The following is a 13,389-nucleotide window of genomic DNA, read 5'->3' as shown; positions in this document are numbered from 1 at the left end:
TTTGGAAGGATGATCGGATGAGTTTTTTAAATAACAGTATTATTTATCATATTGCAATTATTTTATATGCTTGTAGCATTAGTTTATATTTTATAGATTATTTCCAAAGTAACCGAAAGGCGAACCGATTTGCTTTTTGGTTACTTTCGATTGTATGGGTATTGCAGTCTATTTTTATGTTGCTTAGGGCAACAGATTCAGAAACGAATCCCATTTTAACTTTATTATCAGGAATTTATTTTTATGTTTGGCTATTGATTACAATGTCGTTAGTCATAAATCGATTTATGCGCGTTGACTTTTTAGTCTTTTTTACAAATGTTGTTGCATTTGGCGTAAGCGCTTTTTCTATTTTTACACCGCTCGGAAAGATGTCGCCGGTACTTGCGGAACAATTAGTTTCAGAACTTGTATACGTGCATGTTGGAATGGCGATTATTTCTTATGCAACGTTTACGGTATCGTTCATTTTTTCTATTATGTATTTACTGCAATATCGTCTATTAAAAAAGAAAAAGTGGAATGCGAGATTAAGAAGGTTAGGGAATTTGCCGAAGCTTGAATCTACGTCTTACGGATTAAATTTATTTTCTGTTCCATTTTTCTTACTAGCAATTTTATTAGGATGCATATGGGGCTATACAAAATTGGACAATTTCCATTGGTATGATACGAAAGTAATTGGTTCGTTTGTCGTTCTATTTGTATATTGTGCGGGCTTGTATTTAAGAGCGGCAGATGTGTTGCAAGGGAAGAAAATTGTACTGTGGAATGTAGGGGCATTTCTCGTAATGCTAGTAAACATTTTTCTGTTAAGCAGTTTATCCAATTTCCACTTTTGGTATTTATAATGAGGAGAGAGAATTATGCGCAAAATTATTGTAGGATCACGAAAGAGTAAACTAGCATTAACGCAAACAAACTGGTTTATTGATCAGTTAAAAGCGCTAGGTTTACCATATGAATTTGAAGTGAAAGAAATTGTCACAAAAGGTGATGTTATTTTAGATGTTACTCTTTCAAAAGTAGGTGGAAAAGGCTTGTTCGTTAAAGAAATTGAACATGCGTTACTTACGAAAGAAATCGATATGGCTGTACATAGTATGAAAGATATGCCGGCCGTACTTCCAGAAGGATTAACGATTGGCTGTATACCAAAGCGTGTTGATCCTCGTGATGCTTTTATCTCAAAAAATGGAGCATCGTTTAAAGAGTTAGCGGAAGGTGCTATTTTAGGTACGAGTAGTTTAAGACGTAGTGCACAGCTACTCGCTGCGAGACCTGATTTACAAGTGAAGTGGATTCGCGGGAATATCGATACACGTTTACGAAAATTAAAAGAAGAAGATTACGATGCGATTATTTTAGCGACAGCTGGATTACAAAGAATGGGCTGGGATGATGAAGTTATTACAGAACATTTAGATGAAACTTTATGTGTACCTGCTGTAGGACAAGGTGCATTGGCGATTGAATGTCGTGAGGATGATAAGGATTTATTGCAGTTGTTAGCGCATATTAATGATGCGGTAACAGAAAGAACAGTGGCGGCGGAGCGAGTATTTCTTCATAAACTTGAAGGTGGATGCCAAGTTCCAATCGCTGGATATGCAACCCTTACAGAAAGCGATGCAATCGAATTAACAGCTCTTGTTGGCTCTATGGATGGTTCGGTTTTATTAAAAGAGACAGTAGTGGGTACTAATCCCGAAGAAGTAGGGTTAGAGGCTGCTGACCGTTTAATTAAACAAGGCGCCAAAGAACTTATTCTTGCTGCAAATAAGGAGCAACAATAAATATGAACGCTCTCGCTGGAAAAACGGTATTGATTACACGTGCCCAGCATCAAGCGAAACAAATGAGTGTAGCAGTGAAAGAAAAGAGCGGAATTCCATTGGAAATTCCGCTTTTGCGTATGGAAGGTATGTCTCATAGGCAAATTCAACATATTGAAGGGCAGCTACATTCGTATGACTGGGTTATTTTTACGAGCAGAAATGGTGTAGCTTTTTTTCTAGATAGTTTGAAAAAGAAACTACCACTAACTATTAAAATCGCTGCGGTAGGTGTGAAAACAAAATTAGAGTTAGAAAAAAGGGGCTATCAAGTTCATTTTGTTCCGACTTCGTTTGTGGCAGAAGTATTTGCCGAAGAGTTTCTAAAAGAATTAAGTGGAAACGAGCGTGTTTTATTTCCAAAAGGGAATTTAGCAAGAGATGTAATACCAGTTAAACTTAGGGGAATTGGTGTTTCTCTAGATGAGTTAATCGTATACGGTACGAAAGTGAATGTAGAAAAAAAGCAAGAGCTTATAGCAGCGTTGAAATTAGGGGAAATAGATATTATTACATTTACGAGCCCTTCAACTGTTACTAGTTTTGTTCGTTTACTTGAGGGTACAAACTGGAGAGAATGGACAAAAAAATGTACAATTGCTTGTATAGGACCTATTACGGAAAAAGAGGCAAGTCGTTATTTTCCGTCTGTTATTGTGCCGAAAGAGTACACTGTAGAAGCATTACTACAATGTGTTTGTGAATCTATAAAATGAAAGAATGGGGATAGAAATCTATGAACTCTTTACAATTTAATCGTCATCGTCGTTTAAGACAAAGCGGGGGCATGCGGGCGCTTGTGCGTGAAACGTTTTTACATACGGAAGATTTTATTTACCCTATTTTTGTATTAGAAGGTGAAAATGTTCGTAATGAAGTTCCTTCTATGCCAGGCGTATATCAAATGTCTTTAGATTTATTGCAAGCTGAAATGCAAGAAGTTGTTGATTTAGGTATTCGTTCTGTTATTGTATTTGGTTTACCTGCTGAAAAGGATGAAGTTGGATCATCAGCATATTGTGATCACGGAATTGTACAACGTGCTATTAAGCAAATTAAAGGTGATTTCCCTGAGCTAGTAGTAGTTGCAGACACGTGTTTATGTCAATTTACAAGCCATGGTCATTGCGGTGTAATTGAAGATGGTATTATTTTAAATGACGAGTCTCTTGCAGTTCTTGCGAAAACAGCTGTAAGTCAAGCGAAAGCAGGGGCGGACATTATTGCGCCATCAAACATGATGGACGGCTTCGTAACAGCAATTCGCCATGCATTAGATGAAAATGGTTTTGGACACGTACCAGTTATGTCGTACGCTGTGAAATATTCATCAGCATTTTATGGACCATTCCGTGATGCTGCGCACGGTGCGCCACAATTTGGTGACCGTAAAACATATCAAATGGACCCAGCAAACCGTATGGAAGCATTCCGTGAAGCAGAATCAGATGTAATGGAAGGTGCAGATTTCTTAATTGTAAAACCAGCTCTTTCTTACTTAGATATCATTCGTGATGTGAAAAACAACTTTAATTTACCAGTTGTTGCTTATAATGTAAGTGGTGAATATTCGATGATTAAAGCGGCAGCGCAAAATGGTTGGATTAATGAAAAAGAAGTTGTACTTGAAAAATTAATTAGCATGAAACGTGCAGGAGCAGATTTAATTATTACGTATCATGCAAAAGATGCAGCAAGATGGTTACAAGAAGGAGGCGCTAAATAATGAAAAAGTTTGATAAGTCAATTGCAGCGTTTGAAGAGGCGCAAGACTTAATGCCTGGTGGCGTAAATAGCCCAGTTCGTGCTTTTAAGTCTGTAGGGATGAATCCGTTGTTTATGGAGCGTGGAAAAGGCTCTAAAGTATATGATATCGATGGGAATGAATACATCGACTACGTATTATCATGGGGTCCTTTAATTCATGGTCATGCAAATGATCGTGTTGTTGAAGCGTTAAAATCTGTTGCTGAAAGAGGTACAAGCTTCGGTGCACCAACAGAAATTGAAAATAAATTAGCAAAACTTGTTATTGAGCGCGTACCATCAATTGAGATTGTACGTATGGTTAACTCTGGAACGGAAGCGACAATGAGTGCGCTACGTTTAGCTCGTGGTTATACAGGTCGTAATAAAATCTTGAAATTTATCGGTTGTTACCACGGTCATGGTGATTCGTTATTAATTAAAGCTGGTTCTGGTGTGGCGACTCTAGGTTTACCAGATAGCCCTGGCGTACCAGAAGGTGTAGCGAAAAATACGATTACAGTAGCTTATAACGATTTAGAAAGCGTGAAATACGCTTTTGAACAATTCGGTGATGATATTGCTTGTGTAATTGTAGAACCAGTAGCGGGAAATATGGGAGTTGTTCCCCCGCAACCTGGATTTTTAGAGGGTCTTCGTGAAGTAACAGAACAAAGCGGTGCATTGCTTATTTTTGATGAAGTAATGACTGGGTTCCGAGTTGCTTATAATTGTGGCCAAGGTTATTACGGAGTAACACCTGATTTAACTTGCTTAGGTAAAGTAATTGGTGGTGGTTTACCGGTAGGAGCATACGGGGGTAAAGCAGAAATTATGCGCCAAGTTGCGCCAAGCGGACCAATTTACCAAGCTGGTACTTTATCAGGTAACCCACTTGCAATGGCAGCAGGTTATGAAACGTTAGTACAGTTAACGCCAGAATCATATGTAGAATTTGAGCGTAAAGCTGAAATGTTAGAAGCTGGATTACGTAAAGCAGCTGAAAAACATGGCATTCCACATCATATTAATCGTGCAGGTTCTATGATTGGTATTTTCTTTACAGATGAGCATGTTATTAATTACGATGCAGCAAAATCTTCAAACTTAGAATTCTTTGCGGCGTACTATCGTGAAATGGTAGAACAAGGGGTGTTCTTACCACCATCCCAATTTGAAGGTTTATTCTTATCGACAGCACATAGTGATGCAGATATTGAAGCGACGATTGCAGCAGCTGAAATTGCAATGTCAAAATTAAAAGCGTAATGTATTAGAAGAAAACCGCTCTCCATAAGGGGAGCGATTTTTTTTATTCATAAAGTAAGCTTTCCATACATAAATCTGTAATGACATATAGTTTGGGAGGGGGAAAAGAAGTGGCTGCAGACCATTCATTACGATTTTCATTAAAAGAATCTGTGTGGTTCCAAAAAGGACAGGAAGTCGATGAACTTTTGTCAATTTCGTTAGATCCAGACGTTGAGATAGAAGAGCTTGATCATGAAGTGATTGTGAGAGGGCAATTAGATTTAACGGGAGAGTATGTTGCACGGCAAGATGATTCGGCGTATTCATTAAGAGAACTATCGCCAGCAAAGTCGATTGATTATGTAGAAACAAGGGAAGATGGGGTTAATGAACTTGTTCATTCCTTTCCGCTTGAAATATCAATTCCGAGAAATCGAGTGAAAGTAATTGAAGAACTATATGTATCAATCGAGGAATTTGATTATGAATTAAAGGAAAATGGTTGCTTACAATTATTAGCGGATATATCTATTACAGGTTTATGTGATGAGGAAAGAATCGAGGATGAAGAGGAAGAAACGGCGTATGCGGAGTTAGAAGATGATTCCGCGCAAGAGGATGAACATAGACCGGTGCCACATGTAGAAGAACCAGCATATAAGGAATCAGATGAGTGGGAAGATTACGCATTTGAACCGTTCCAATTAGAAGAAAGAAAAGAGCAGGAATTAGAAGAAGAGAAAATAGAAGAACATGAATTTGTGGAGCGTGAAGAGGAGCAAGAAACGACGCCACAATTTGAATTGTTCGGGCGAAAAGATTTCAAGAAAGAAAAAGCGAAAAAGCAGGAAGAACAAGAAGAAGAGTATTCACAGCGAGATGAAAATGCGCTTTATTTAACAAAAATATTTACGAAAGAACCGGAAGAAGAATTTACAAAGTTAAGAATGTATTTCGTGCAAGAAGGGGATACAATTGAATCTATTGCAGAACGTTATGAAACGTCTGTACAAAATTTATACCGTGTCAATCAAACAGAAGATATATTTTTAAATACAGGGCAAATTATTTATATTCCCGTTTCAAAGGTAAAGGCGAAATAAGGAAGTGAGTGTTTTCACTCGCTTCTCTTCTTAGAGGCTATGTTTTGAATAGAAAGGGTTATTCGTATGGATATTGAATTACGAAATCACTATGAACCTATCGTGAGGCAATATAGATTGGATACGCAGCATATGGAAGAGCACGGAAGTGTAATGAAAATTTATACGAATCAAGGTCCGTATGCACTCAAGAAAATAGAAGGCAGAAAGTTAGAGCGGAATAACTTTCTGCATCATATTCAATATTTGAAGGAGAAAGGTTTTTCAAATTATGTACCTATATACCACGCGACGGATGGAAATTATATTTTAAGTGACGGGACGTATAATTATTATTTAATGCCTTGGTTAGAGCGTGCAGAAGGAAGTGGCGAGGATAATGATCAATACCATAAAATGTTTCAGACACTCGGAACGTTGCATCAAAAAACTGTGAAGGAAGAAACATATACGGAAGAAGATTTAGAAAAACATTATACAACTATATCCGATCGCTGGGAAAATGATGGTGAGATGTTAGAAGAGTTTCTCGTAGAATCTGAATCGAAATGGTATATGTCTCCGTTTGAATTGCAATATTGTACGTACTATCATCATGTAATGAGAGCGCGTGAATTTGCAACGAAGCAATTAAATGAGTGGAACGATGCGATGAAAGAAAAAGAGAAAACACGTATTACTTTTGTGCATGGTAACGTGTCGCTTAATCATTTTTTATTTGACTATGAGCGGAATGGCTATTTTATTAGTTTGGAAAAATCGAAGTTTGCAACGCCTGTGCAAGATATAGTAGGTTTTTATTCGCGGTCTTTAAACACATATCCAATCGCAAGAAGTGATCGGTTTGAATGGTATCAAATGTATCAAAAAAATTTTCCGTTTACGAAAGAAGAGCAACTTCTCATGTTTGCTTATATGACGTATCCATCACAATTTATTCGACAAATCGGGTCTTATAGAAAAAAAAGAGATAATCGCAGCGAGGAAAATGAACTGCGCGAAGTAAAGAGTTTGCAACAATCGCATTGGCTCGTTAGCAATATAGAATATTTCCTGTCACAATTACAAGCTGCCCAGCAAGGGAACGGGTAAAGGAGATAAGTAGAGGATGCTACTTATCTTCTTTTTTTGGACCGAAAAGCTGTAGTATTAAATTTATCTTGACGAATAAGGTTTCGTTTTTTACACTAATGTATATAATAATTAACAATCATATAAATGCCTTGAAGGGGAAGAGTATAACATGAAACGTCTTCAGAGAGGAGAATCATTAGCTGGGAGATTCTCTAGATAGTTATGTTAGAAGGTAGCCCTGGAGCATCTTTTCTGAACGGAATAGTTCTCATTAGGAAAAGACGGATTTGTCCGTTATCAAATTAAGAGTATAAGCAAATTCTGAATTTGTTTGTAAATAAAGGTGGTACCGCGATGTCCCTCGTCCTTTTTTGGATGAGGGGCATTTTTTATTTTAAGGAGGGAAAATAATGTCAAACACGGAAAAGAATTTACCAACTAAATATGATCATATGTCCGTTGAAGAAGGCCTTTATCAATGGTGGCTTGAAGGCAAATATTTCGAAGCAACAGGAGACGAGAAGAAACAACCGTATACAATTGTAATTCCACCTCCGAACGTAACTGGTAAGTTACACTTAGGTCATGCTTGGGATACAACTCTTCAAGATATTTTAACTCGTACGAAGCGTATGCAAGGATACGATGTGTTATGGCTTCCAGGAATGGACCATGCTGGTATCGCAACACAAGCGAAAGTAGAAGGAAAACTTCGTGAAGAAGGTATTTCACGTTACGATCTTGGCCGTGAGAAATTCCTTGAAAAAGCTTGGGAGTGGAAAGAAGAGTACGCTTCTCACATTCGTCAACAATGGGGAAAAGTTGGTTTAGGACTAGACTATTCTCGCGAACGTTTCACATTAGACGAAGGTTTATCTGATGCGGTTAATAAAGTATTCGTTCAATTATATGAAAAAGGCTTAATTTACCGTGGTGAATATATCATCAACTGGGATCCAGCAACACGCACAGCTCTTTCTGATATTGAAGTAATTCATAAAGAAGTTCAAGGTGCATTCTACCATATGAACTACCCGTTAACAGATGGTTCTGGTCACATTCGTCTTGCAACAACGCGTCCAGAAACGATGCTTGGTGATACAGCAGTAGCAGTTCATCCAGAAGACGATCGTTACAAACATTTAATCGGAAAAACAGTTACACTTCCAATCGTAGGCCGTGAGATTCCGATTATTGCTGATGAGTACGTAGAAAAAGACTTCGGAACAGGCGTTGTAAAAATTACACCAGCTCATGACCCGAATGACTTTGAAGTAGGTAACCGTCATGACTTACCACGCATTTTAGTAATGAACGAAGATGGAACGATGAACGAAAAAGCTGGTAAGTATAACGGTATGGATCGTTTCGAATGCCGTAAAGAGTTAGTGAAAGATTTACAAGAAGCTGGCGTATTAGTAGAAATCGAGCCTCATATGCACTCAGTAGGTCATAGTGAGCGTAGCGGTGCAGTTGTTGAGCCTTATTTATCAACACAATGGTTCGTAAAAATGGCTCCACTTGCTGAAAAAGCAGTAGCGCTTCAACAAAAAGAAGAAGAAAAAGTAACGTTCGTACCAGATCGTTTTGAAAACACATACTTACGCTGGATGGAAAACATTCATGACTGGTGTATTTCTCGTCAATTATGGTGGGGCCACCGTATTCCAGCTTGGTACCATAAAGAAACTGGTGAAGTATACGTAGGTACAGAAGCGCCAGCGGATATTGAAAACTGGAATCAAGATAACGACGTACTTGATACATGGTTTAGTTCAGCGCTATGGCCATTCTCAACACTTGGCTGGCCGAATGAAGATGCAGCAGACTTTAAAAAGTTCTATTCAACAGATGCTTTAGTAACTGGTTATGACATCATCTTCTTCTGGGTATCTCGCATGATTTTCCAAGGTTTAGAGTTTACAGGAGAGCGTCCATTTAAAGATGTATTAATTCACGGTTTAGTTCGTGATGAGCAAGGACGTAAAATGAGTAAATCTCTTGGTAACGGTATTGACCCAATGGATGTTATCGAGAAGTACGGTGCAGATGCAATGCGTTTCTTCTTATCAACAGGAAGTGCACCAGGTCAAGATTTACGTTTCAGCATGGAAAAAGTAGAATCTACTTGGAACTTCATTAATAAAATTTGGAACGCATCACGTTTCGTATTAATGAACATGGATGACATGAAGTATGAAGAAATCGATTTAACTGGTGAAAAATCAGTTGCAGATAAGTGGATCTTAACTCGCTTAAACGAAACAATCGAAAGTGTAACACGTAACATGGATAAATATGAGTTCGGTGAAGCTGGACGTTCATTATACAACTTCATTTGGGACGATTTCTGTGACTGGTACATTGAAATGTCGAAGCTTCCACTATACGGTGAAGATGAAGCAGCTAAGAAAACAACTCGTTCAATTTTAGCTTACGTATTAGACCAAACAATGCGTCTATTACACCCATTCATGCCATTTGTAACAGAGAAAATTTGGCAACATTTACCGCATGAAGGCGAGTCTATTACAGTAGCAGCGTGGCCAACAGTTCGCGAAGATTTACAAGATAAAGAAGCGGCAGCAGAAATGCACCTTCTAGTTGATATCATTCGCTCTGTTCGTAACATCCGTGCAGAAGTAAATACGCCAATGAGCAAAAAAGTTCAAATGCAAATTAAAGCAAAAGATGAGGCTGTACTTGCTCAACTTACGAAAAACAGCTCTTACATTGAGCGTTTCTGTAATCCAAGCGAATTAACAATTCAAATGGATTTACAAGCGCCAGAAAAAGCAATGACTGCAATCGTATCAGGTGCAGAGTTATTCTTACCGTTAGCTGATCTTATCAATCTTGATGAAGAGAGAGCTCGTCTTGAGAAAGAACTTGAGAAGTTTGATAAAGAAGTAGAACGTGTACAGAAGAAACTTTCTAACCAAGGTTTCGTAGCGAAAGCTCCTGCAGCAGTTATTGACGGAGAGCGTGCGAAAGAGCAAGATTACCTAGAAAAACGCGAAGCAGTTCGTCAACGTCTAGTAGATCTTGAAAAGTAAAAATGTTTTTAGAGACTCACTATATTGGTGAGTCTCTTTTCTTTGCGTATAATAGAATTATGAAAGTTGTTTTTTGAAAGGGGAAAAGCATACGTGATACATACATACGAAGAAGCGATAGGATGGATTCATAGCCGATTGAAATTTGGAATTAAGCCAGGATTAGAAAGAATGAGATGGATGCTAGAAGAACTCGGAAATCCAGAACGTCATATAAAATGTGTTCATCTTGCTGGTACAAATGGAAAAGGTTCAACGTTAACATATATGCGCTACATGTTAGAGGGCGCGAAGTATAAGGTAGGAACGTTTACCTCTCCTTATATCGAAACATTTAATGAGCGCATTAGTGTGAATGGGACACCAATTGCAGATGAAGAGATTACTGAACTCGTAAAGATGGTAAAGCCAGTTGTTGAAAAACTAGATGAGACGGATTTAGGGGAAGCGACTGAGTTTGAAATTATTACTGTTATGGCAATTTGTTATTTCGGTAAAGTCAATTTCTGTGATGTTGTTTTATTTGAAACAGGGCTTGGTGGACGTTTTGATTCTACCAATGTTATACACCCTGTTCTCACGATTATTACGAATATCGGTCACGATCATATGCATATTTTAGGGAATACACTAGGAGAAATCGCATATGAAAAGGCGGGGATTATTAAGTCAGGTGTTCCAGTAGTTACTGGTGTACAAGATGAGGAAGCGTTGCAAGTCATTCAAAAGGTTGCGAAGGAAAATAATGCGAACTTATATGAAGTGGGCAAGCAGTTTACAGCACTACATAAACAATCTAACGAAGATGGAGAACAGTTTGATTTTACTTGTCCTTTCGCTGCATTTGAAGATGTGCAAATCTCAATGAAAGGTATTCACCAAGTAGGAAATGCAGCAGTAGCACTTATGGCAGTGATGTACCTGAAAACATATGTATCATTTTTAATTGAGGATGAAGAAATAAGAGTTGGATTACAGGAAGCATACTGGATTGGAAGATTTGAAAAATTACAAAGTAATCCGGACATTGTTATTGATGGTGCCCATAATCCAGAAGGTATCGAAAGCCTTGTGAAAACAGTAGAAGCGCATTACAAAGATAAAAATGTAATAGTTTTATTTACTGCCCTTGGTGATAAACAATTGCATAACATGGTAGGCCAATTAGAAACCATTGCAGATGAAATTATTTTTACAACATTCGCCTTTGATCGTGCTATCGCTGCTGATAAACTTGCATCATATTCACAAAAAGAATCAAAATTAATTTTTGAAAATTGGAAAGAGGCAATTGATACAAAAGTTGAAAGGATAGGAGAAAATGATGTTTTCATCATAACAGGTTCTCTTTATTTCATTTCTGAAGTTCGAAAATATATTCGCGAGAAAAACTAGATAGTCTTTGCTATCTAGTTTTTTGTTCTACAAATGAAGTCAAAAGCATACATATAAGATAAATATATAGGGTTATTTGGCGAATTTCTCTGACAAATATCTCGTTTTTTTGTGAAATGAATATGATATGATGCGGACAACGATAAGAGGTGAGGTGTGAGTGTATGGACAAGCAATCACGAACGATCTCAGTGAAAGTGAATGGAACAGAAGCGAAGTATGAGGAAAAGAAGAAAGATGAATTTGAATGGATGGTAGTAGAAGGTGAACGACCGAGAAATGTTGTTCCGTTTCAAAAAGCGAAATCGATGTCTGTGGAAAAATACCGAAAGAAGTGGAGTAATACATTAATTGCAATCGTTGCAACCGCAATTATTATCGGTACGGCGTTTGGAATGGGGATGCTTCATTTACTCACTGGACAAGGGACGACAGAAGGAAGTGAAGTAACAGCTTCAAAGCCGACTGGGAATGGAGAATCAAAGGTGGGTGGAACGGTAGAACAAACATCAGCACCAAAAGAAGAAAAACAAAAAGCACAGGCAGGAACGTCATTGGATCCGATGAAATTATTTTTTGTTCAAGGGGGGCTTTATTCTTCTGAAGAAAAGGGACGGGCAGCTCTTGAAGAATGGAAAGGCAATGGGGGCATTGGAGCTTTGAGACCGAGCGGGGATAAGTATGCAATAGTTGTTGGTATTGCTAGCGATGAACAAGCTATAAATCAATTAATGACTCAGTATAAAAATGACGGTGTCTCCGTTTTGAAAAAGAACTGGGATATAACAGATAAAGCATTGCTGAAAGATGATAAAGAAGTAGGAACATTTTTAACAAAAGTGCAGCCATTATATGCTCATTTAACAAAATATGCTTCTAGCGTACAAGTTGGTGGGAAAAGCAACGCAAAAGATATAGAAGCGATTGAAAAAGAATGGAAAGCGATTGAAAAAGAAGGGAAAAGTATGAAGCGAGAAGAAGCGAAGAAACTGTATATGTATACGTCGGTGGCTGTACAAACAGTAAAAGATGGGAAAATGGATAAGGAATCTTTGGCGAAATTAAATCAAGTTATTATTGATGGCTTACTCTCGTATGAAAAAATTGTTTCGTAGAAAGTGAAATGATAGGATAATAAAATGAGTCAGAAAGAAGTACATGTACTTCTTTCTTTTCTTTTGAATTTAGAGTAAAGTGCTTTCTCTATGACAGGAATATAATCGTATGCAATAAAGAAGTGTTATTTTTGTTAGAGAAATTAATATTTCTTTCATTTGTGGGCAAACTACTCCTTTGATACGATTGATATAAATTGTTCTGCTTCATGTGAGAAAGGAAGGAGAAAATATGAGAAAAATAATTTTAGCTTCAGGATCACCTCGTAGGAAGGAATTGCTTGAGTTAGCTAGTGTGCCATTTGAAATCGTTGTAAGTGAAGTAGAGGAAACAATCGGTGCATATTCATCGCCTTCTGATATTGTAATGTCGCTTGCCTTGCAAAAAGCATCAGCGGTGGCAGAAAATAATAGTAATCACATTGTGTTAGGTGCAGATACAATTGTTACATATGAATCGCGTATTCTTGGTAAGCCTTCTAATGAGGATGCGGCCAAAGAAATGTTACAATTACTGTCAGGAAAAACACATGAAGTGTATACAGGTGTTGCAATTATAGCAAAAGAAAAAACGGTTACTTTTTATGAGCGTACAGAAGTTACGTTTTGGGAATTAACAGAAGAGGAAATTGATACATATGTTGCGTCGAAGGAACCTCTTGATAAAGCAGGTAGTTATGGGATTCAAGGTAAAGGATCTATTTTCGTTCAACATATTCAAGGGGACTACTATAGTGTAGTTGGCTTACCAATTGCACGTCTCGTTCGGGAATTAAAACAATTTGATATTGATGTAACCCATGCGTAAAATTGC

General features: G+C 37.7%; 11 protein-coding genes and 1 other annotated feature. All 11 genes read left to right on the top strand.

The genetic code is table 11. The annotated features are described in order from the left end of the window. Positions 1 to 17 precede the first annotated feature (17 nt). Positions 18 to 851, top strand: coding sequence for a cytochrome c biogenesis protein (locus COK05_RS02300; RefSeq protein WP_000009002.1), 834 nt, complete (start codon positions 18 to 20; stop codon positions 849 to 851). Between the two features lie 15 nt (positions 852 to 866). After that, complete coding sequence (hemC, locus tag COK05_RS02295) at positions 867 to 1,796, top strand: hydroxymethylbilane synthase (RefSeq protein WP_098611302.1); 930 nt, start codon at positions 867 to 869, stop codon at positions 1,794 to 1,796. Positions 1,797 to 1,798: 2 nt separating this feature from the next. Beyond that, entirely contained in the window at positions 1,799 to 2,551 is a 753-nt protein-coding gene (gene hemD / locus COK05_RS02290) for a uroporphyrinogen-III synthase (RefSeq protein WP_098611301.1), read from the top strand. A 20-nt stretch (positions 2,552 to 2,571) separates the two neighbouring features. Beyond that, positions 2,572 to 3,561 (top strand): porphobilinogen synthase, encoded by a 990-nt coding sequence (hemB, locus tag COK05_RS02285; RefSeq protein WP_098611300.1) that lies wholly within the window; start codon positions 2,572 to 2,574, stop codon positions 3,559 to 3,561. Continuing rightward, entirely contained in the window at positions 3,561 to 4,850 is a 1,290-nt protein-coding gene (gene hemL / locus COK05_RS02280; RefSeq protein WP_098611299.1) for a glutamate-1-semialdehyde 2,1-aminomutase, read from the top strand. Before hemB ends, hemL begins: the two co-directional genes overlap by 1 nt. An 80-nt stretch (positions 4,851 to 4,930) precedes the next feature. Next, positions 4,931 to 5,935: a stage VI sporulation protein D gene (spoVID, locus tag COK05_RS02275; protein WP_141538860.1), complete on the top strand. Its 1,005-nt coding sequence runs from the start codon at positions 4,931 to 4,933 to the stop codon at positions 5,933 to 5,935. Between the two features lie 66 nt (positions 5,936 to 6,001). Then, on the top strand, positions 6,002 to 7,027 hold the full coding sequence (gene ysxE / locus COK05_RS02270; RefSeq protein ID WP_098611297.1) for a spore coat protein YsxE: 1,026 nt from the start codon (positions 6,002 to 6,004) through the stop codon (positions 7,025 to 7,027). A gap of 122 nt (positions 7,028 to 7,149) precedes the next feature. Beyond that, positions 7,150 to 7,381, top strand: a binding site (T-box leader). A 38-nt stretch (positions 7,382 to 7,419) separates the two neighbouring features. Continuing rightward, the gene (locus tag COK05_RS02265) at positions 7,420 to 10,065 is read left to right on the top strand and encodes a valine--tRNA ligase (protein WP_098611296.1); all 2,646 of its coding nucleotides are present in this window, start codon (positions 7,420 to 7,422) and stop codon (positions 10,063 to 10,065) included. Positions 10,066 to 10,158: 93 nt separating this feature from the next. Next, on the top strand, positions 10,159 to 11,460 hold the full coding sequence (locus COK05_RS02260) for a bifunctional folylpolyglutamate synthase/dihydrofolate synthase (RefSeq protein ID WP_098611295.1): 1,302 nt from the start codon (positions 10,159 to 10,161) through the stop codon (positions 11,458 to 11,460). Between the two features lie 164 nt (positions 11,461 to 11,624). Continuing rightward, positions 11,625 to 12,575 carry a stage II sporulation protein B gene (locus tag COK05_RS02255; RefSeq protein WP_098611294.1) on the top strand — a complete coding sequence of 317 codons (951 nt, stop codon included), beginning with the start codon at positions 11,625 to 11,627 and terminating at the stop codon, positions 12,573 to 12,575. A gap of 232 nt (positions 12,576 to 12,807) precedes the next feature. Further along, positions 12,808 to 13,383, top strand: a complete 576-nt coding sequence (locus tag COK05_RS02245; RefSeq protein ID WP_098611292.1) for a Maf family protein — start codon at positions 12,808 to 12,810, stop codon at positions 13,381 to 13,383. Positions 13,384 to 13,389: the final 6 nt, after the last annotated feature.

It is taken from the genome of Bacillus cereus, from assembly GCF_002567495.1.
GTDB classification, from domain to species: Bacteria; Bacillota; Bacilli; order Bacillales; family Bacillaceae_G; genus Bacillus_A; species Bacillus_A cereus_AQ.
The sequence above is the reverse complement of the archived record's forward strand: the minus strand, read 5'-3'. Positions and strand labels throughout refer to the sequence as shown.